At 58.5% G+C, this 21,142-nt stretch carries 21 protein-coding genes; all 21 read right to left on the minus strand.

Translation table 11 applies throughout. From position 1 onward, the window contains the following. Nucleotides 1-286: 286 nt before the first annotated feature. The gene (gene glmS / locus AC515T_RS29005) at nt 287-2,119 is read right to left on the minus strand and encodes a glutamine--fructose-6-phosphate transaminase (isomerizing) (RefSeq protein WP_496530949.1); all 1,833 of its coding nucleotides are present in this window, start codon (nt 2,117-2,119) and stop codon (nt 287-289) included. 1 nt (nt 2,120) lies between these two features. Then, a complete protein-coding gene (locus AC515T_RS29010) occupies nt 2,121-2,897 on the minus strand; it encodes a DeoR/GlpR family DNA-binding transcription regulator (RefSeq protein WP_496530950.1) in 777 nt (258 codons plus the stop codon). Between the two features lie 207 nt (nt 2,898-3,104). Continuing rightward, nucleotides 3,105-4,472, minus strand: a complete 1,368-nt coding sequence (glmU, locus tag AC515T_RS29015; protein ID WP_496530951.1) for a bifunctional UDP-N-acetylglucosamine diphosphorylase/glucosamine-1-phosphate N-acetyltransferase GlmU — start codon at nt 4,470-4,472, stop codon at nt 3,105-3,107. Between the two features lie 115 nt (nt 4,473-4,587). Then, complete coding sequence (locus AC515T_RS29020) at nt 4,588-5,013, minus strand: F0F1 ATP synthase subunit epsilon (RefSeq protein WP_060739915.1); 426 nt, start codon at nt 5,011-5,013, stop codon at nt 4,588-4,590. Between the two features lie 45 nt (nt 5,014-5,058). Next, nucleotides 5,059-6,435: a F0F1 ATP synthase subunit beta gene (gene atpD, locus AC515T_RS29025; RefSeq protein ID WP_003187186.1), complete on the minus strand. Its 1,377-nt coding sequence runs from the start codon at nt 6,433-6,435 to the stop codon at nt 5,059-5,061. Between the two features lie 27 nt (nt 6,436-6,462). Beyond that, nucleotides 6,463-7,323 (minus strand): F0F1 ATP synthase subunit gamma, encoded by an 861-nt coding sequence (atpG, locus tag AC515T_RS29030; RefSeq protein WP_496530952.1) that lies wholly within the window; start codon nt 7,321-7,323, stop codon nt 6,463-6,465. Nucleotides 7,324-7,373: 50 nt separating this feature from the next. After that, nucleotides 7,374-8,918, minus strand: coding sequence for a F0F1 ATP synthase subunit alpha (gene atpA / locus AC515T_RS29035; protein ID WP_053126819.1), 1,545 nt, complete (start codon nt 8,916-8,918; stop codon nt 7,374-7,376). 21 nt (nt 8,919-8,939) lie between these two features. Next, nucleotides 8,940-9,476, minus strand: coding sequence for a F0F1 ATP synthase subunit delta (locus AC515T_RS29040; RefSeq protein WP_003187192.1), 537 nt, complete (start codon nt 9,474-9,476; stop codon nt 8,940-8,942). 12 nt (nt 9,477-9,488) lie between these two features. Continuing rightward, the gene (locus AC515T_RS29045; protein ID WP_030139033.1) at nt 9,489-9,959 is read right to left on the minus strand and encodes a F0F1 ATP synthase subunit B; all 471 of its coding nucleotides are present in this window, start codon (nt 9,957-9,959) and stop codon (nt 9,489-9,491) included. A 58-nt stretch (nt 9,960-10,017) separates the two neighbouring features. Next, a complete protein-coding gene (gene atpE, locus AC515T_RS29050) occupies nt 10,018-10,275 on the minus strand; it encodes a F0F1 ATP synthase subunit C (RefSeq protein ID WP_003097235.1) in 258 nt (85 codons plus the stop codon). A 130-nt stretch (nt 10,276-10,405) separates the two neighbouring features. Beyond that, nucleotides 10,406-11,275: a F0F1 ATP synthase subunit A gene (gene atpB, locus AC515T_RS29055; protein ID WP_039593180.1), complete on the minus strand. Its 870-nt coding sequence runs from the start codon at nt 11,273-11,275 to the stop codon at nt 10,406-10,408. Nucleotides 11,276-11,291: 16 nt separating this feature from the next. After that, nucleotides 11,292-11,699 carry a F0F1 ATP synthase subunit I gene (locus AC515T_RS29060; RefSeq protein WP_053126821.1) on the minus strand — a complete coding sequence of 136 codons (408 nt, stop codon included), beginning with the start codon at nt 11,697-11,699 and terminating at the stop codon, nt 11,292-11,294. 148 nt (nt 11,700-11,847) lie between these two features. Continuing rightward, nucleotides 11,848-12,720 (minus strand): ParB/RepB/Spo0J family partition protein, encoded by an 873-nt coding sequence (locus AC515T_RS29065; protein ID WP_060739912.1) that lies wholly within the window; start codon nt 12,718-12,720, stop codon nt 11,848-11,850. A gap of 9 nt (nt 12,721-12,729) precedes the next feature. Beyond that, nucleotides 12,730-13,527 (minus strand): ParA family protein, encoded by a 798-nt coding sequence (locus AC515T_RS29070; protein WP_003207100.1) that lies wholly within the window; start codon nt 13,525-13,527, stop codon nt 12,730-12,732. Nucleotides 13,528-13,545: 18 nt separating this feature from the next. Beyond that, the gene (gene rsmG, locus AC515T_RS29075; protein ID WP_496533204.1) at nt 13,546-14,181 is read right to left on the minus strand and encodes a 16S rRNA (guanine(527)-N(7))-methyltransferase RsmG; all 636 of its coding nucleotides are present in this window, start codon (nt 14,179-14,181) and stop codon (nt 13,546-13,548) included. Between the two features lie 5 nt (nt 14,182-14,186). Further along, nucleotides 14,187-16,085, minus strand: coding sequence for a tRNA uridine-5-carboxymethylaminomethyl(34) synthesis enzyme MnmG (mnmG, locus tag AC515T_RS29080; protein WP_122567681.1), 1,899 nt, complete (start codon nt 16,083-16,085; stop codon nt 14,187-14,189). A 564-nt stretch (nt 16,086-16,649) separates the two neighbouring features. Further along, on the minus strand, nt 16,650-18,020 hold the full coding sequence (gene mnmE, locus AC515T_RS29085) for a tRNA uridine-5-carboxymethylaminomethyl(34) synthesis GTPase MnmE (protein WP_496530953.1): 1,371 nt from the start codon (nt 18,018-18,020) through the stop codon (nt 16,650-16,652). Between the two features lie 79 nt (nt 18,021-18,099). Further along, entirely contained in the window at nt 18,100-19,782 is a 1,683-nt protein-coding gene (yidC, locus tag AC515T_RS29090; protein ID WP_496530954.1) for a membrane protein insertase YidC, read from the minus strand. A 2-nt stretch (nt 19,783-19,784) separates the two neighbouring features. After that, nucleotides 19,785-20,030 carry a membrane protein insertion efficiency factor YidD gene (yidD, locus tag AC515T_RS29095; protein ID WP_010465488.1) on the minus strand — a complete coding sequence of 82 codons (246 nt, stop codon included), beginning with the start codon at nt 20,028-20,030 and terminating at the stop codon, nt 19,785-19,787. Continuing rightward, entirely contained in the window at nt 20,023-20,424 is a 402-nt protein-coding gene (rnpA, locus tag AC515T_RS29100; RefSeq protein WP_003207107.1) for a ribonuclease P protein component, read from the minus strand. The genes yidD and rnpA overlap by 8 nt, the downstream gene beginning before the upstream one ends. A 16-nt stretch (nt 20,425-20,440) precedes the next feature. Further along, nucleotides 20,441-20,575 (minus strand): 50S ribosomal protein L34, encoded by a 135-nt coding sequence (gene rpmH, locus AC515T_RS29105; protein WP_003213577.1) that lies wholly within the window; start codon nt 20,573-20,575, stop codon nt 20,441-20,443. Nucleotides 20,576-21,142 lie beyond the last annotated feature (567 nt).

Here is a 21,142-nt window from a genome sequence, read left to right on the forward strand (position 1 = left end):
GACATGGCTGCGCCTTTCGTTTTTATTATTTTAGATGTCATACGTTGTCGTATGACTTGATATCACCACCTATGTCCCCTGTTGTCAACGCGGTTGTTCAGCGGCTCGCCGTGAATACGACGAACAGGGCTGGCGACCGAGGCGCAATTGAATCTCTGTTCTTGGCCTACGCCGGCATAAAACTTTACTGTCGGCTATAAAAAACCCCCTGAATTCAGGGGGTTGTTTTCTGCGAGCGTTTTTCGGGTCCCTGTCGACAGGTTGGCTCCATTGCCCGGCTACAGCCTTACTCAACCGTTACCGATTTCGCCAAATTACGCGGCTGGTCCACATCAGTGCCCTTGAGTACCGCGACGTAGTACGACAGCAGTTGCAGCGGGATGGTGTAGAGAATCGGCGACAGGATGTCGTGGATGTGCGGCATGTGCACCACGTGGGTGCCTTCGCCATTGGTCATGCCGGCCTTCTCATCGGCAAAGACAATCAGCTGACCGCCCCGGGCGCGGACTTCCTGCAAGTTGGACTTGAGCTTTTCCAGCAGCTCGTTGTTCGGCGCCACGGTGACCACCGGCATGTCGTTATCCACAAGCGCCAGCGGGCCGTGCTTGAGTTCGCCGGCCGGGTAGGCCTCGGCGTGAATGTAGGAGATTTCCTTGAGCTTCAAGGCCCCTTCCATCGCCACCGGGAATTGCGCGCCACGGCCCAGGAACAGGGTGTGGTTCTTCTCGGCGAACAACTCGGCGATTTTTTCCACGGTGCTGTCCATGGCCAAGGCTTCGCCCAGGCGGGCCGGCAGGCGACGCAGTTCTTCCACCAGCGTGGCCTCGACGCCCTCACCCAGCGTACCCCGCACCTGGCCCAGGGACAGGGTCAGCAGCAGCAGGCCCACCAGTTGCGTGGTGAACGCCTTGGTCGACGCCACGCCGATTTCACGGCCGGCCTGGGTCAGCAGGGTCAGGTCGGACTCACGCACCAGCGAGCTGATGCCGACGTTGCAGATCGCCAGGCTGGCGAGAAAACCCAGTTCCTTGGCGTTGCGCAGGGCGGCCAGGGTGTCGGCGGTTTCGCCGGACTGGGAGATGGTGACGAACAGCGAATCGGGTTGCACGACCACTTTGCGATAGCGGAACTCACTGGCGACTTCGACCTGGCACGGAATACCCGCCAGTTCCTCGAGCCAGTAACGAGCGACCATGCCGGCGTGATAACTGGTGCCGCAGGCCACAATCTGCACATTGCGGACCTTGGCGAACAACTCGGCTGCCTGTGGACCGAACGCCTGGACCAAAACCTGGCTCTGGCTCATCCGGCCTTCCAGGGTGCGTTGCACCACGGCCGGTTGTTCGTGGATTTCCTTGAGCATGAAGTGGCGGAACTCGCCCTTGTCGGCGGCTTCGGCACCGTCGCGGTACTGGACGGTCTCACGCTCCACGATTTTGCCATCGAGGTCCCAGATCTGCACGCTGTCGCGGCGAATGTCGGCGATGTCGCCCTCTTCCAGGTACATGAAGCGGTCGGTGACCTGACGCAGCGCCAATTGATCGGAAGCCAGGAAGTTTTCCCCCAGGCCCAGGCCGATCACCAATGGGCTGCCGCTGCGGGCTGCGACCAGGCGATCAGGTTGTTTCGCGCTGATGACCGCCAAGCCATAGGCACCGTGCAGTTCCTTGACGGTGGCCTTGAGGGCGACGGTCAGGTCCGGCAGGTCCTTGAGCTTGTGGTTGAGCAGGTGGGCGATGACTTCAGTGTCAGTGTCCGAAGTGAATACATAACCGAGCGCCTTGAGCTGTTCACGCAGGGCTTCGTGGTTTTCGATAATGCCGTTGTGCACCACCGCCAGATCGCCGGAGAAATGCGGGTGAGCATTACGCTCGCACGGCGCGCCATGGGTGGCCCAACGGGTGTGGGCGATGCCCAGGCGGCCGAGCAGCGGTTCGGCGTCCAACGCCTGCTCCAGCTCGCTGACCTTGCCCGGACGCCGCATGCGCTCGAGCTTCTCGTCGTTGGTGAACACCGCCACACCGGCGCTGTCGTAGCCGCGGTATTCCAGGCGCTTGAGGCCTTCGAGCAAGATTGCTGTGATGTTGCGTTCAGCAACGGCGCCGACAATTCCACACATGCTATTTCTCCTGGCTGACAGGCGCGCAGATCAGATTAATGCCGCGGGCCTGTATTTGATCGCGTGCCTCCACGGGCAGGCGATCATCGGTAATGAGGGTATGGACGCTGCTCCACGGCAGTTCCAGGTTGGGGATTTTGCGACCGATCTTGTCGGCCTCCACCATCACGATCACTTCCCGGGCAACCTCAGCCATCACGCGGCTCAGGCCCAGCAGTTCGTTGAAGGTGGTGGTACCTCGAACCAGATCGATGCCGTCGGCGCCGATGAACAACTGGTCGAAATCGTAGGAACGCAGAACTTGCTCGGCCACCTGCCCCTGGAATGACTCGGAGTGAGGGTCCCAGGTGCCGCCGGTCATCAACAACACCGGCTCGTGCTCCAGTTCGCTCAAGGCATTGGCGACGTGCAGGGAATTGGTCATCACCACCAGGCCCGGCTGTTGGCCGAGTTGAGGGATCATGGCAGCGGTGGTACTGCCGCTGTCGATGATGATCCGCGCGTGTTCGCGGATCCGCTTCACGGCGGCCCGGGCAATGGCGAGTTTGTACTTGGAGACGGTTTGCCCGTTATCGGCCACCAACTCCTGCGGCATCGGCACCGCGCCACCGTAGCGACGCAGCAGCAGGCCATTGGTTTCCAGGGCGGCGAGATCCTTGCGAATCGTAACTTCCGAGGTTTCGAAGCGCTTGGCCAGCTCATCCACACTGACCTCGCCCTGCTCCTGGAGCAAAGCAAGGATGTTGTGACGGCGCTGTGGCGTGTTGCGCTTTGACATGACGGGATAAGTTTCGATTCGAAAGATAACGTAAGCAATCAAAACCTATTGAAGGGATATCGTCAAGGCGGGAGAAGAAAAATTCAGAAATCCCCAATCGCTGTGGGAGCGAGCTTGCTCGCGAAGAGGCCAGGTCGGGCAATGCTGCTTTACCTGATACACCGCCATCGCGAGCAAGCTCGCTCCCACAGGGGGCTGTGGATAACTTTAGGACTTCTTGATCTTCTCCGGTCGCTTCCAGCCATCAATGTTCTTCTGGCGCGCTCGTCCCACCGCCAACTGTGCGTTATCCACATGCTGGGTGATGGTCGAACCGGCCGCCGTGGTCGCGCCGCTGGAGATATCCACAGGCGCCACCAAGGAGTTGTTGGAGCCGATGAAGACATCGTCACCCATGACGGTTTTCCACTTGTTGGCGCCATCGTAATTGCAGGTGATGGTGCCGGCGCCAATGTTGGTGCGGGCGCCGACTTCAGCGTCACCCAGGTAGGTCAGGTGGCCGGCTTTGGCATCTTCACCCAAATGAGCGTTCTTGAGTTCGACGAAGTTACCCACATGGGCCCTGGCTTCCAGCACGGAGCCGGGACGCAACCGCGCAAACGGGCCGGCATCGCTGCCTTCGCCCATGACCGCGCCATCGAGATGGCTGTTGGCCTTGATCACCACGCCTTTGCGCAGGGTGCTGTCCTTGATCACGCAGTTCGGACCGATGACCACGTCGTCTTCGATGACAACCTTGCCTTCGAGGATGACGTTGATATCGATGACCACGTCGCGCCCCACACTGACGTCACCACGCACGTCGAAACGGGACGGATCGCGCAGGGTCACGCCTTGGGCCATCAGGCAGCGGGCAGCGCGTAATTGATAATGGCGCTCCAGCTCGGCCAGTTGCCGGCGATCGTTGGCGCCCTGCACTTCCATGGCGTCCAACGGCTGCTCGGTGGCGACGACCAGGCCGTCAGCAACGGCCATGGCAATCACATCGGTCAGGTAGTACTCGCCCTGGGCATTGTTGTTCGACAGACGACTCATCCAGTCGCCCAGGCGCTCGGCCGGCACGGCAAGAATTCCGGTGTTGCCCTCGGTGATCGCGCGCTGGGCTTCGTTGGCATCCTTTTGCTCGACAATCGCCGTCACCTGGCCGTCGGCGCTACGCACAATGCGGCCGTAACCGGTGGGGTCATCCAGCTCGACGGTCAGCAGGCCCAACTGCTGTGGCGCGACGTGCTTGAGCAGGCGCTGCAAGGTTTCGACTTCGATCAGCGGCACATCGCCATAGAGAATCAGCACCGTATCGGCAGTAATGAACGGCACGGCCTGGGCCACGGCATGGCCGGTACCCAACTGTTTGTCCTGCAGGACGAAATTCAGGTCATCCGCCGCCAGGCGTTCGCGCACCGCGTCGGCACCGTGGCCGATGACCACGTGAATGCGCTGTGGATCAAGTTGCCGCGCGCTGTGGATAACATGACCGAGCATGGAATTGCCGGCGACCGGGTGCAACACCTTGGGCAACGCCGAACGCATGCGGGTGCCTTGGCCGGCCGCGAGGATAACGATTTCAAGAGACATGACTGGCTACCAATCCTGGGTGGTCAGCGGCTGCGACCAGATAATGAATGTCGGGAAAAGAAAAAAGGGTAGCCGAGGCTACCCTTTTTAATCAATCGCACAGAAAGCAGGCGGCTTAGCCGCCGAACTTCTTGCGGATCTGCTGGACGGTACGCAGCTGGGCTGCGGCCTCGGCCAGACGTGCGGCAGCAGAACCGTAGTCGAACTCCGCGCCACGCTCGTGCAGGGCCTTCTCGGCGGCCTTGACGGCCTCCTGAGCGGAGGCTTCGTCCAGGTCGGCAGCACGTTGCACGGTGTCGGCAAGGACCTTGACCATGTTCGGCTGAACCTCGAGGAAACCACCGGAGATGTAGAACACCTCCCTTTCCCCGCCCTGCTTGGTCAGAGTAATCGGACCTGGCTTCAAGCTGGTGATCAGCGGTGCGTGACCCAGGGCGATACCGAGATCACCCAGCTCACCGTGCGCAACCACAAACTCGACCAGACCGGAGAAGATTTCCCCTTCCGCACTGACGATATCGCAATGGACTGTCATAGCCATCTGATTGCCTCAACCTAAATTAGCGCCCGTTGCCGGGCGCCGGGATTACAGTTTCTTGGCTTTCTCGATCGCTTCTTCGATGCCGCCGACCATGTAGAACGCTTGTTCTGGCAGGTGGTCGTAGTCACCGTTGAGGATGCCTTTGAAGCCAGCAATGGTGTCTTTCAGGGAAACGTATTTACCCGAGGCACCGGTGAAGACTTCAGCCACGAAGAACGGCTGCGACAAGAAGCGCTGGATCTTACGAGCACGGTTTACCAACTGCTTGTCGGCTTCCGACAGCTCGTCCATACCCAGGATCGCGATGATGTCCTTCAGTTCCTTGTAACGCTGCAGCACGTACTGAACGCCGCGAGCGGTGTCGTAGTGCTCCTGGCCGATCACGTTCGGGTCCAGTTGGCGCGAAGTCGAGTCCAGTGGGTCTACCGCTGGGTAGATACCCAGGGAAGCGATGTCACGGGACAGAACGACGGTGGCGTCCAAGTGGGCGAAGGTGGTCGCTGGCGACGGGTCGGTCAAGTCGTCCGCAGGTACGTATACCGCTTGGATCGAGGTGATCGAGCCTTGCTTGGTCGAAGTGATGCGCTCTTGCAGCACGCCCATCTCTTCAGCCAGGGTCGGCTGGTAACCTACTGCCGAAGGCATACGGCCCAGCAGTGCGGATACTTCGGTACCGGCCAGGGTGTAACGGTAGATGTTGTCGACGAACAGCAGAACGTCGTTACCTTCGTCACGGAACTTCTCGGCCATGGTCAGGCCGGTCAGGGCTACGCGCAGACGGTTTCCCGGCGGCTCGTTCATCTGGCCGTAGACCAGTGCCACTTTGTCCAGAACGTTGGAATCCTTCATCTCGTGGTAGAAGTCGTTACCCTCACGAGTACGCTCACCCACACCGGCGAACACGGAATAACCGCTGTGCTCGATGGCGATGTTACGGATCAGTTCCATCATGTTTACGGTCTTGCCTACACCGGCACCACCGAACAGACCGACTTTACCGCCCTTGGCGAACGGGCAAACCAGGTCGATAACCTTGATGCCGGTTTCCAGCAGTTCGTTGCCACCGGCCTGTTCAGCGAAGGTTGGCGCAGGACGGTGAATGCCCCAGCGCTCTTCGGTGTCGATCGGGCCAGCTTCGTCGATCGGGTTGCCCAGTACGTCCATGATCCGGCCCAGGGTCGCTTTACCGACCGGTACGGAGATGGCTGCGCCAGTGTTGTTGACGTCCAGACCGCGCTTCAAGCCCTCGGTGGAGCCCATCGCAATGGTACGAACCACGCCGTCGCCCAGCTGCTGCTGAACTTCCAGGGTGGTTTCGGCGCCTTGAACCTTCAAGGCGTCGTAGATGCTCGGTACGCTGTCGCGTGGAAATTCCACGTCGATAACGGCGCCGATGATTTGAACGATACGTCCGCTACTCATAGCTGGATCCTCTGAATATTTGAACCGTTAAACCGCGGCAGCGCCGCCGACGATTTCCGAGATCTCTTGGGTGATCGCAGCCTGACGCGCCTTGTTGTAGATCAGCTGCAAATCGCTGATCAAATCACCGGCGTTGTCGGTAGCGTTCTTCATCGCGATCATCCGCGCCGCTTGTTCAGCTGCGTTGTTCTCGACCACCGCCTGGTAGACCTGCGACTCCACGTAGCGGACCATCAAGCCGTCAAGCAGCTCCTTGGCATCCGGTTCGTAGAGATAGTCCCAGTGGTGCTTGAGTTCCTGTTCCGGGGTCGCCACCAGTGGAATCAACTGCTCCACGGTCGGCTGTTGCGTCATGGTGTTGATGAACTTGTTGGATACCACGGACAGGCGGTCGATCCGGCCTTCCAGGTAAGCATCCAGCATCACCTTGACGCTGCCGATCAGGTCATTGATCGACGGTTCTTCACCCAGGTGGCTGATAGCAGCGACGACGTTACCGCCGAAGTTGCGGAAGAAAGCCGCACCCTTGCTACCGACCACGCACAGATCGATCTCGACGCCTTGTTCGCGGTTTGCCGCCATGTCCTTGACCAGGGCCTTGAACAGGTTGGTGTTCAAGCCACCGCACAGACCACGGTCACTGCTCACCACAACGTAACCGACGCGCTTGACGGCGCGGTCGATCATGAACGGGTGGCGGTATTCCGGGTTGGCGTTGGCCAGATGACCAATCACCTGGCGGATGCGCTCCGCATAAGGACGGCTAGCAGCCATGCGCATTTGTGCCTTGCGCATTTTGCTGACCGCCACTTTTTCCATGGCGCTGGTAATCTTTTGCGTGCTTTTGATGCTCGCAATCTTACTGCGAATCTCTTTTGCGCCTGCCATGTAACACCTATCAGGTTAGCAAGCGGGAGCCTTGCGGCTCCCGCTGCGGCTTACCAGGTTTGGGTGGCCTTGAACTTCTCGATACCGGCTTTGAGGCCAGCGTCGATTTCGTCATTGAAGTCACCTTTAACGTTGATCTTGGCCATCAAATCGGCGTGATCGCGGTTGAAGAAAGCGATCAGCGCTTGTTCGAAGCTGCCGATCTTGGCGATTTCAATGTCAGTCAGGAACCCACGCTCAGCGGCATACAGCGACAGCGCCATGTCAGCGATCGACATCGGTGCGTATTGCTTCTGCTTCATCAGCTCGGTAACGCGCTGACCATGCTCAAGTTGCTTACGGGTCGCTTCGTCCAGGTCAGAAGCGAACTGGGCGAATGCCGCCAGTTCACGGTACTGGGCCAGGGCGGTACGGATACCACCGGACAGCTTCTTGATGATCTTGGTCTGAGCGGCACCACCCACACGGGATACCGAAACACCGGCGTTCACAGCAGGACGGATGCCCGAGTTGAACATGGCCGATTCCAGGAAGATCTGACCGTCGGTGATGGAAATCACGTTGGTCGGAACGAACGCGGAAACGTCGCCAGCCTGGGTTTCGATGATCGGCAGAGCAGTCAGGGAACCGGTCTTGCCAGTCACGGCGCCGTTGGTGAACTTCTCTACGTACTCTTCCGAAACGCGGGATGCGCGCTCCAGCAGACGGGAGTGGAGATAGAACACGTCGCCTGGGTAGGCTTCACGGCCCGGTGGACGGCGCAGCAGCAGGGAAATCTGGCGGTAGGCCACTGCTTGCTTGGACAGATCGTCATAAACGATCAGCGCGTCTTCACCGCGGTCGCGGAAGTATTCGCCCATGGTGCAACCGGAGTACGGTGCCAGGAACTGCAGTGCGGCCGATTCGGAAGCACTGGCGGCAACGATGATGGTGTTAGCCAGTGCACCGTTCTCTTCCAGCTTGCGAACCACGTTGGCGATGGTCGATTGCTTCTGACCGATTGCCACGTAGACGCAGAAGATGCCGCTGTTTTTCTGGTTGATGATCGCGTCGATCGCCAGAGCGGTCTTACCGATCTGACGGTCACCGATGATCAGCTCACGCTGGCCACGGCCGACAGGGATCATGGCATCGACAGCCTTGTAGCCAGTCTGTACAGGCTGGTCTACCGACTTACGCCAGATCACGCCTGGAGCAACTTTCTCGACCGCGTCGGTCTCGGTGTTGTTCAGCGGACCTTTGCCGTCAACAGGGTTACCCAGTGCGTCGACAACGCGACCCAGCAGTTCCTTACCTACCGGAACTTCGAGGATGCGGCCGGTGCACTTGGCGCTCATGCCTTCAGCCAGCGTCGTGTACGCGCCCAATACAACGGCACCTACAGAGTCTTGCTCCAGGTTGAGGGCCATACCGTAGACGCCGCCCGGAAACTCGATCATCTCGCCGTACATGACGTCGGCCAGACCGTGAATCCGCACGATGCCGTCAGATACGCTGACGACAGTGCCTTCGTTACGGGCTTGGGAGGTCACATCGAGTTTGTCGATGCGGCCCTTGATAATTTCACTTATTTCGGAAGGATTGAGTTGCTGCATTGCTCTGCTGCCCCTTCAAACTCAAGATTTCAATGCTTCGGCAAGTTTCGCGATTTTGCCGCGAATCGAGCCATCGATAACCAGGTCGCCGGCGCGGATGACAACGCCCCCAATAAGGGACTTGTCTTCCTCGACTTGCAGGCGCACTTCCCGGTTGAGTCGTGCACTGAGAACCTTGGCGAGTTTGTCTTGCTGTTCTTGGTTCAATGCGAAAGCACTGGTGACTTCCACGTCTACCGATTTCTCTTGCTCGGCCTTGTACAGGTCGAAAAGAGCGGCGATCTCCGGCAGAAGCGGGAGACGGTCGTTTTCGGCAACGACGTGAATGAAATTCTGTGCCTTGGCATCGAACTTGTCGCCGCACACGTCAATGAACGTGGCGGCCTTTTCTGCGCTCGTCAGTCGCGGGGCCTTGAGCACGCGCTGCATGGTGTCGTCTTGCGACACCGCTGCTGCCAGGCCGAGCATGGCTGACCAATTGGCCAGTTGCTGGTGGGCCTGAGCGTGCTCGAAGGCCGCCTTAGCGTAAGGTCGGGCCAACGTGGTCAGTTCTGCCATGATCGCCCTCGCTTAGATTTCAGCAGCCAGTTGGTTAACCAGCTCTGCGTGCGCGTTTTGATCGATTGTGGCACCCAGGATCTTCGAAGCACCGCCAACGGCCAGGCTACCCACTTGGGCACGCAGCGCGTCTTTGACACTGTTGAGTTCCTGTTCGATCTCGGCTTGAGCCTGAGCCTTCACACGGTCAGCTTCGACGCGAGCCTGTTCACGGGCTTCGTCGACAATCTGGGTACCGCGTTTCTTGGCTTGCTCGATGATTTCAGCTGCCTGAGCTTTCGCTTCGCGCAGTTGCTGACCCACTTTCTCATGGGCCAACTCCAGGTCGCGAGCTGCACGGCTGGCAGCGTCCAGACCATCAGCGATCTTCTTTTGACGTTCGTGCAATGCCGCAATGACCGGAGGCCATACGAACTTCATGCAGAACAGTACAAAAATCAGGAACGCAACGGACTGGCCAATCAGGGTCGCATTAATGTTCACGCCAACACCTCGCAGTTACGTTGTCCATCACACCAATCTACTCGAGACATCCGAGTAATTAGCCAGCGATTTGACCAACGAACGGGTTCGCAAAGGTGAAGAACAGCGCGATACCAACACCGATCATGGTCACGGCGTCGAGCAGACCGGCCACGATGAACATTTTGACTTGCAGCATTGGAACCATTTCTGGCTGACGCGCTGCGCCTTCCAGGAACTTGCCGCCCAACAGGCCGAAACCAATTGCGGTACCCAGTGCGCCCAGGCCGATCAACAGTGCAACAGCGATAGCGGTTAGACCAACTACAGTTTCCATCTTTCCTCCCGACTTTTACGTCGTATGGTTTAGGTTTTTTAGATTAAAGCGGTAAAACAAATCGTTTCATGCCCTGGTCGGGCCCCTTCCCGTTTGACCGGGAAGGACATCAGACTAGTCGAGACTGGCCTTAATGGTTTTCTTCGTGCGCCATCGACAGGTAGACGATGGTCAGCATCATGAAGATGAACGCCTGCAGGGTGATGATCAGGATGTGGAACACAGCCCACGCCCACTGCAGAACTACACCCAGGCCGCTGAGCCACAGCAGGCCGCTGCCGAACATCACAGCGATCAGGATGAACACCAGCTCGCCGGCATACATGTTGCCGAACAGACGCAGTGCCAGAGAAATCGGTTTGGCGATCAGGGTCACGAATTCCAGCAGGAAGTTCACCGGGATCAGCAGGGCTTGAACCAGGATGTTCTTGCTGCCGAACGGGTGCAGGGTCAGTTCGCCGATGAAGCCGCCGATGCCCTTGACCTTGATGCTATAGAAAATGATCAGTGCGAAAACCGAGAACGCCATGCCCAGGGTCGCGTTCGGGTCGGTGGTCGACACGGCGCGGAATGGGATGTGTGCATCACCGGAGATCAGGATGGCCAGCTGAGGAATCCAGTCGACCGGTACCAGGTCGATGGCGTTCATCAGGAACACCCAGACGAAGATGGTCAGTGCCAGCGGTGCGATCACCGGGCTGCGGCCATGGAAGCTGTCTTTCACGCTGCCATCGACGAATTCGACCAGTACTTCAACGAAATTCTGCAGTGCACCTGGCTGACCAGAGGTCGCCTTCTTGGCCGCCATGCGGAAAAGAAGAACGAAAATCAGGCCCAGTGCGACCGACCAGCCGAGGGTATCGACGTGGAAAGCCCAGAAGCCCATTTCCTTGGCTTCTGCTGCGGTGTGGGCAAAGCCCCAGCCGCCGTTGGGTAGCTGACCGAAGGTCAGGTTCTGCAAGTGGTGCTGGATATAGCCCGAAGCGGTTGTCTCTGCCATGGTTGCCTCAAACGCCCTAAGGTCTCGAAAGTCTTGTTCTCATTAGCAGGGGAGCGAACCAGCTGACCAGTTGGGTCAGCACGAAGACGCCGAATACAGCCAGCGGCGCCAATGGCTTCACACCTGCGAACGTCAGTGCAAACAGCACTGCCGTCAAAATCAGTTTCCCCGCCTCGCCGGCATAAAAAGACCGGACGATAGCCTGGGCTGCTCGGGCGCCGGAAAACCGAAAGGCCCTGTGAGCAAAGTAAATATTGGGAAGCAAGGCTATCAGGCCTCCGCAAAGTCCTGAGTATCCGGCGACGACTCCTTTCCATTGCCAGAGCGCCAATGTGGCGATCAGTACGACGGTGAATTGAGCCATCAGAACCGGGAAAACTGCCAGACGATGGAACGGCAAGCGGTTTGGCGTGCGGGTTTCCATCGCTTTTGCTCTCCAATAGTCGGCCGCCATAATTCAATAACTTGGCATAATTTGTGCCGACAAAATGCGCGCAGAGTATAGGGGCGGTTCTGCCCCTATTCAACTGCCAGGTAGTGATTTCCGACTGCGCGCTACAAGAGCAATTGTTTCAGCGAATGTGTGCAAGGACACCTTGCAACTCATCGAGGGAGTTATAACCGATCACCAACTGGCCTTTGCCCTTCTTCCCGTGGCGAATCTGCACCGCAGAGCCCAGGCGCTCGGCCAGGCGTTGTTCGAGGCGGGCGATATCCGGATCGATCTTGGGTGCCTCGACAGGTGCCGGTTTGCCACTGAGCCACTGGCGAACCAGTGCCTCGGTCTGGCGCACGGTGAGGCCGCGTGCGACAACGTGTCGCGCCCCTTCAACCTGTTGATTTTCCGGCAAACCGAGCAATGCCCGGGCATGACCCATTTCCAAGTCGCCATGGGACAGCATGGTCTTGATGACTTCCGGCAACGCAATCAGGCGCAGCAGGTTGGCCACGGTCACGCGGGACTTGCCCACCGCCTCGGCAACCTGTTGCTGGGTCAGCTGGAATTCCTGCTGCAAGCGCTGCAGGGCCACCGCTTCCTCGATCGGGTTGAGGTCTTCGCGCTGGATGTTCTCGATCAGCGCCATGGCGATGGCCGTTTCATCCGGTACATCACGGACCATTGCCGGAATGGTTTCCTGGCCGGCCTGCTGGCTGGCGCGCCAGCGACGTTCGCCAGCGATGATCTCGAAGCGCCCATTGGCGATCGGCCGGACCACGATCGGCTGCATCACGCCCTGGCTCTTGATCGACTGGGCCAATTCTTCCAACGCTTGCGGGTCCATGTCCCGGCGCGGCTGGTATTTGCCGCGCTGGATCAGGTCCAGGGGCAGATGCTGCAACTCGCGCTGGTCGGCCTGCACGGCCTGTTCTTCCAGCGAGCTGACAGTCGGACCGCTGAGCAGTGCATCCAGTCCACGTCCGAGACCTCGTTTCTTGACGGCCATGGGGTTTCCTTAAGTTGGCTGGGCTGCAGCGGTGCGTGGGTTGCGGCGCTGGCGGCGAACCATCTCGCCCGCCAGGGCCAGGTAAGCCAGCGCGCCACGGGATTGTTTGTCGTAGGCCAGGGCCGGCATGCCGTAGCTCGGCGCTTCGGCCAGACGGATGTTACGCGGGATGACGGTGTCGTAGAGCTGCTCGCCGAAGTGTTCCTTGAGCTGGGCCGAGACATCGTTCATCAGGCTCAGGCGCGGGTCGTACATGGTCCGCAACAGACCTTCGACCTTCAGGTCCGGGTTCAGCAGTTCGGCGATGCGCTTGATGTTATCCACAAGGTCGCTCAACCCTTCCAGGGCGAAGTACTCGCACTGCATGGGGATAATAACCCCATCGGCCGCCACCAGGGCGTTGAGGGTCAGCATCGACAGCGACGGCGGACAATCGATCAGGATGTAATCGTAGTTTTCCCGGATCGGCGCCAAGGCGCTGCGCAGGCGGCTTTCCTTCATCTGCATTTCCAGCAGCACCACTTCGGCCGCCGTCAGGTCACGGTTGGCCGGCAGCAGTTGATAACCGCCATGTTCGGAGAAGTGCATGGCCTGGCCCAGATCGCATTCGCCGATCAGGACGTCGTAGATGGAATTTTCCAGGCCATGTTTATCCACACCGCTGCCCATGGTGGCGTTGCCCTGTGGATCGAGATCGATCAACAGCACCCGGCGCTTGGTCGCGACCAGGGATGCTGCGAGGTTGATGCAGGTGGTGGTCTTGCCCACACCACCTTTCTGGTTCGCTATCGCGAATACCTTAGCCATTCTTGCTTGTGTTCCCAATCATGCCGTGCGGCGCAGTATCAGCAGATGGCGTTGGCCTTGGCAACCGGGTACGGCCAAGGCGTGTTCGCTATCGAGGTGGAAGTCTGCCGGCAATGCTACCAGCTCATCGGCCGGATGAACGCCCTTCATTGCCAGCCAGCGCGTATCGGCATCGCCCAGGTGGCGAGTCCAATTGCTGAAGTTCTCCATGCTGCTGAACGCCCGGGAGATGATCCCGTTGAACGGCTCGGCAGGCTGGAACGCTTCGACGCGGCTGTGGATAACTTGCAGGTTATCCAGTTTGAGTTCGAGTTTGACCTGGGTCAGGAAGCGAGTCTTCTTGCCATTACTGTCCAGGCAGGTCACTTGCGAGTCGGGGAACAGGATCGCCAGCGGGATGCCCGGCATGCCGCCGCCACTGCCGACGTCCAGCCAACGACCGTTTTCGATGAAGGACATCACGCTGAGGCTGTCGAGCAAATGCCGCGAGACCATTTCATCCGGATCGCGCACGGCGGTCAGGTTGTAGGCCTTGTTCCATTTGATCAACAGCGCCAGATAACCCAGCAATTGCGTGTGCTGGGCTTCGGTCAGGCTGACGCCGAGCTGACGGGCACCTGTGGATAACTCTTCAGCGTGTTGCGAGGTGACCATCGAACTCAAGCGCTTTGCTCCAACTGGCGGCCCGCGCCGCGTTTTTTCAAATGAATCATCAACAGGGAAATCGCCGCCGGCGTGACGCCAGGAATGCGCGAGGCCTGGCCCAGGGTCTCTGGACGGGTCGCACCGAGCTTGCTCTGGATTTCTTTCGACAACCCGGAAATGCCGGTGTAATCGATATCCACAGGCAGCTTGGTGTCTTCGCTGGCGCGCAGGCGGGCGATTTCATCCTGCTGGCGGTCGATGTAACCGGCGTACTTGGTCTTGATCTCGACCTGTTCGGCCACCTGCGGATCTTCCGCGCCCTGGCCGGTCACTTCCACCAGCCCGGCGTAATCGATTTCCGGACGGCTCAGGAGGTTGAGCAGGTTGTATTCGTGGGTCAGCGGGGTGCCGAATTTCGCCGCAATGGCATCGCCCTGCTCGGTACCGGGACGAACCCAGGTGCTTTTCAGGCGCTGCTCCTCCAGTTCGATACTCTCGCGTTTCTTGCAGAACGCGGCCCAGCGCACGTCATCCACCAGCCCCAGCTCGCGACCTTTCTCGGTCAGGCGCAGGTCGGCGTTGTCTTCACGCAGGATCAGGCGATATTCAGCGCGGGATGTGAACATCCGATACGGTTCCTGGGTCCCCAGGGTAATCAGGTCGTCCACCAACACACCGATGTACGCCTCATCGCGGCGCGGGCACCAGGCTTCTTTGCCCTTGGCGAGCAGTGCGGCGTTGGCTCCGGCGAGCAAACCCTGGGCACCCGCTTCTTCGTAACCGGTGGTGCCGTTGATCTGCCCGGCGAAGAACAGACCGCCGATAGCTTTGGTTTCCAGGCTGTACTTCAAATCGCGCGGATCGAAGTAGTCGTACTCGATCGCATAACCCGGACGCACGATGTGCGCATTCTCCATGCCACGGATCGATTGCACGATCTGCAATTGCACGTCGAACGGCAGACTTGTGGATATCCCGTTCGGATATAGCTCATGGGTGGTCAAACCTTCCGGTTCGATGAACACCTGGTGGCTTTCCTTGTCGGCAAAGCGATGGATCTTGTCTTCGATCGACGGGCAATAGCGCGGGCCGACACCTTCGATTTCACCGGCAGCGGAATACATCGGCGAACGATCGAGGTTCGCCGCGATGATTTCGTGGGTGCGGGCGTTGGTGTGGGTGATCCAGCAACTGACTTGCCGTGGATGCTGTTCCTTGTTGCCCATGAACGACATCACCGGGATCGGCGTATCGCCAGGCTGCTCGGTCATCACCGAGAAATCCACGGACTTGCCGTCGATGCGAGGTGGCGTACCGGTTTTCAGGCGCCCGACACGCAATGGCAATTCACGCAGACGGTGAGCCAGAGCAATCGACGGTGGATCACCGGCGCGACCGCCAGAAAAATTCTGCAAACCGATGTGGATAAGTCCGCCGAGAAAGGTCCCGGTAGTCAACACCACGGAATCGGCGAAGAAACGCAGGCCCATTTGCGTCACGACACCGCGCACCTGGTCCTGCTCGACGATCAGGTCATCGGCCGCTTGTTGAAATATCCACAGGTTCGGCTGGTTTTCCAGGATTTCACGGACCGCAGCCTTGTACAGGACTCGGTCGGCCTGGGCGCGAGTCGCACGCACGGCTGGGCCTTTGCGGCTGTTCAATACGCGAAACTGGATACCACCCTTATCGGTGGCCATGGCCATCGCGCCCCCCAGGGCGTCGATTTCCTTGACCAGGTGGCTTTTGCCGATGCCACCAATGGCAGGGTTGCAGCTCATGGCGCCGAGGGTTTCCACGTTATGCGTCAGCAACAGGGTTTTTGCCCCCATGCGTGCTGATGCAAGTGCTGCCTCGGTACCGGCATGACCGCCGCCGATGACGATCACTTCAAAACGGGAAGGGAAATCCACCACGCACCTCGTGCCTGCTTTATTCAGGTAATTCGGAAATAGGTTTTGAGTCTGGCCCTGGGCGTTTTTCGAGCCAGGTCGGCAAGTATAGGGACTTCGCCCTTTCTAAAGAACCCTTTGCACAAAATTTAACCAGCTGTGGAGAACTCGCGGTTAAAAAAATAAAAAAGAAAGAAATTTATAAATTCTTTGTTTTTATGTTTATTCTTACTGACCCACCTATCTGTGGATAACGTTCTGTAGGCCTTTATCTACACTGTGTACAGAGATTCAAAACCCTGTGGTCATGTGGCAGTGAGGGGCTTGGATAACCGGTGTAAGCCTGTGGATGAATGAGGTGGTTATCCACAGAGGCGGTTATCTTCAGTTTTGAAGGCCGCTTATCAACCGACCTTAATGGCAGTTATTCACAGGGCTTAATCCACAGAAAACAGCCGCTAGGGGCGCAGCAGCATCCACAGGCAAGCCGCCATCAAGGGCAATCGGTTTAAAAAAGAGAAGAGGAACCGGGTTTGCGTTGCACTCGATTGGCTTTCGAGGACAAACCCGGTTGCAAAGGCGGGGCTATTTACCGATGCAGAAGCTGGAAAAGATCCGGCCCAGCAAGTCATCGGAGCTGAAGGCACCGGTAATTTCCCCAAGGGACTGTTGCGCCTGGCGCAGGTCTTCGGCCAACAACTCACCAGCCCCCGCCAAGGTCAACTGCGCGCGACCGTGCTCCAGGGCCGAGCTGGCATGGCGCAGCGCTTCCAGGTGCCGCCGGCGAGCGCTGAAGCTGCTTTCCGAGGTCTGTTCGTAGCCCATGCAGGCCTTGAGGTGTTCGCGCAGCAGCTCCAGGCCTTCACCCGCCGACTTCGCGCTCAGGCTGATGGTCACGTGCCCGTCATCGCTGACGTCCAGGGCAATCGCTTCCCCGGTCAAATCGGCCTTGTTGCGAATCAGGGTGACTTTCGCCGGATCTGGACGGACCTCAAGGAACTCAGGCCACAAGGCAAAGGGATCGTCCGCTTCCGGCGCGGTGGCATCCACCACCAGCAGCACCCGGTCGGCTTCACCGATGGCCTTGAGCGCCCGTTCGACGCCGATTTTTTCCACCTGGTCCTCGGTGTCGCGCAAACCGGCCGTATCCACTACGTGCAGCGGCATGCCGTCGATGTGGATATGTTCACGAAGGATGTCCCGGGTGGTGCCGGCGATCTCGGTGACGATCGCCGCCTCGCGGCCGGCCAGGGCATTCAACAGGCTGGATTTGCCGGCATTCGGTCGCCCAGCGATCACCACGGTCATCCCGTCGCGCAACAAGGCACCCTGCCCGGCTTCGCGCAGTACTGTGGATAACTCATCGCGCACCTTATCGAGCATGCTCAGCACGTGGCCATCGGCGAGGAAATCGATTTCCTCTTCCGGGAAGTCGATTGCGGCCTCGACGTAGATCCGCAGGCCGATCAATTGTTCGGTGAGGTTATGCACACGCAGGGAAAACGCTCCTTGCAAGGAACGCAATGCGTTGCGGGCAGCCTGTGCAGAACTGGCTTCGATCAAATCGGCAATCGCCTCGGCCTGGGCCAGGTCGAGTTTGTCGTTGAGGAACGCCCGTTCGCTGAACTCACCCGGACGGGCCAGGCGGCAGCCCAATTCAAGGCAACGCTTGAGCAGCATGTCCAGCACGATGGGACCGCCGTGCCCTTGCAGTTCCAGTACATCTTCGCCGGTGAACGAGTTTGGCCCTGGGAAATACAAGGCCAACCCTTCGTCGAGCACCTGCTGGTCATCACTGAAAAACGGGCCGTAATGCGCGAACCGCGGCTTGAGTTCACGACCGCTGATAGCCTTGGCCGCGGCACTGGCCAACGGGCCCGAAATACGGACGATGCCGACACCACCGCGACCTTGGGCGGTGGCAACGGCGGCGATGGTTTCACGCGGTGCGCTCATAAACCGGTATCCAGACAAAAGTGGCAGATAGCAAAACGCCCCACTAGGGGGCGTTTTGTGTGGTTATCCACAGAGCAAGTTACGCCTCGGCTTTTTTCGTCGCCGCTTCGATCTTACGCGTGATGTACCACTGCTGGGTGATGGACAACACGTTGTTCACAACCCAGTACAGCACAAGACCCGCCGGGAACCACAGGAAGAAGAAGGTGAAGATGATTGGCATCATTTTCATGACCTTCGCCTGCATCGGGTCCGGAGGCGTTGGGTTCAGCTGCTGCTGGATGAACATGGTCGCGCCCATGATGATCGGCAGGATGAAGAACGGATCCTTGATCGACAGGTCGGTAATCCACAGCATGAACGGTGCCTGACGCATCTCCACGCTTTCCAGCAGAACCCAGTAAAGCGCGAGGAACACCGGCATTTGCACAAGAATCGGCAAGCATCCACCCAGCGGGTTGATCTTCTCTTTCTTGTACAGCTCCATCATGGCCTGGGACATTTTCTGCCGGTCATCGCCATGTTGTTCTTTCAGGGCGGCCAGTTTCGGCGCCACCGCACGCATGCGCGCCATCGACTTGTAGCTGGCGGCCGACAACGGGAAGAAAATCCCCTTGATCAGCATGGTCAGGAAAATGATCGACCAGCCCCAGTTACCGACGATGCTGTGGATATGTTGCAGCAACCAGAAGATCGGCTGGGCAATGAACCACAGGAAACCGTAGTCCACGGTCAGTTCGAGGCCTGGGGACAACTCTTTCAGTACGGCCTGGCTTTTTGGACCGGCATACAGAACGGCGCTGGTTTCGGCTTTTGCACCTGGCGCGGCAGTCAATGTCGGGCCGGTGTAACCGATGATGAAGTTGCCCTTGCTGTCTTTACGCGTCTGGACGACGTTGCTGTCGCCTTTCTGCGGGATCCACGCTGTTACAAAATAGTGCTGCAGCCAGGCAACCCAGCCACCTTGGACAGTTTCCTTGAGCTGGCCCTTATCCATGTCCTTCATGGACACTTTTTTGTACGGCTCCGAACTTGTCCACAGGGCAGCGCCCAGGTAAGTCGCGGTACCGGTGGCCGTGCTGGAAGAAGGATCGTCGCTGGCGTCACGCTTGAGTTGCGCGAACATCGCGCCGGACCAAGGCTGGGCGCTCTGGTTGTCGATCAGGTAAGAGACGGTTACGTCATACAAGCCACGTTTCACGGTGAAACGCTTGATGTAGTTGACACCATCCTTGCTGAACTTCAGATCCACGACCAGTTGGTCCTGACCGTCAGCCAGTTGATAAGTCTTCTTCTCGGCAGAGTAGACCGGGCGACCCGCCGGGTTCGAATCCGGGCCGTTGGTGCCGATCAGGCCACTTTGGGCCAGATAGGTGCGCTCGTTACCGTTGTCGAACAACTGGAACGGGATTTCCGGATGATCCTGGCGACGCGGGTACAGCGGCAGCTTCAGCTGGGCGATGTCACCACCTTGTGGATCGATTGCCAGCTCGAGCACGTCCGTCTTGATCTGGATGAGATCTTTGCTTACGGCCACAGGGGCTTCGGCGGGAGCGCTGGTATCGCTTGCCGCGCGGGGGATGTCGTCATTGTTGGCAGCGTTGTTGCCAACTGGAGCATCCGGCAGGCTCGGTGCGGTATTGCTGGCTGCAACATTCTGAGTCGGCAAGGCAGCCTGGCCATAGTCCTGGTTCCATTTAAGGACCATGACGTAGGACACGATTGCCAGGGCGACGATCAGGATCGTGCGTTTGATATCCATGATTACTCGGCCATCGAAGAAGAACGGGAGGTAGGGATAGGCGGAACCGGGTCATAACCGCCGGGATTCCACGGATGACAGCGACCTAAACGACGAAAGGTCAGCCAGCCACCGCGCAGGAGGCCATGATTTTCTATGGCTTCGTACGCGTAGCAGGAACAACTGGGGTAGAAACGACAGTGACTGGCCATCAAAGGACTAATGGCATAGCGATAAAACTGGATCGGAACGAGTGCCAGTTTACGCATCGGGACTGTCTACCCCTACAGTTTCGGTGTTGACTGCTGGTACTGGCTTGTTGCGTGCCAGACGCTTCCAGAGCTTGCCGAAATGCTGAATCAATTCGGGGTTTTCTACGTCACCCAAACCTTTGCGCGCGACGATAACGATGTCCCATCCAACCAGTGAATCCTGGTTCAGGCGAAACGATTCGCGCATCAGACGTTTGAGGCGATTGCGCTGAACGGAGAGCTTGACGCTCTTTTTCCCGATAACCAGCCCTAGTCGGGGGTGATCGAGATCGTTACTGCGCGCAAGGAGCAGGAGATTTTTCCCCGGAACCTTGCCGGTAGGGGAGTCAAAGACTGCCTTGAAATGCCGGGGTGTAAGCAGACGCTTTTCCCGACTGAAGTCCTGACTCACCTCCAGTGCCGGATTATCAAACTGCCAGACGCGCACGACCTTTGGCGCGACGACGCGACAGGACGGCACGACCATTCTTGGTAGCCATGCGAGCACGGAAACCGTGGGTACGAGCGCGTTTGATAGTGCTTGGTTGGAAAGTACGTTTCATGTCGTGTTACCTGGTTCGTCCACAACGGGCCGGAATGGCCCCCGTTTTAAGAGACCGGGGATTCTAGAGAAAGCAAGCCTCTAGGTCAATTTCCAACCAGCGTTTCCTTTAAATAGATATCCAGCCGCTTTTGGCGGATTCATCACACAGCGCTAGATATAGAAATAAAGAAGGGAATTATTTAAAGCTTTTCTGTAAAGCTTATAAAAGCAAGGTCGCCACCTGTCTGTGGATAACTATGTCAAGGCCTTGTAATCCGCCATGTACAGAGAATGACAACTACAGGGGAAAGCAGTGGCCAGCCTGTGCTGCGCTGTCGGATAAGCTGTGGGTGGAATGGGTGGTTATCCACAGGGCGGTTATCCACCGAGTTTCGCCCCCACTTGTGCAACGACCTCAGGCACGGTTATCCACAGAGCTTATCCACCGACCGTCGGTCGTCTTTCTCTCAGTTAACGCGTTGATAAATCATGGCCGATGAGCAACCTGCGTGTGGATAAGTGCACGGCTGCTCGCTACAATGGCCGCTTGTTTTTGCCTCACCGGCTTTCAACTTAGGGGATATCC

The sequence above is a fragment of the Pseudomonas sp. FSO-7 genome, assembly GCF_059579345.1.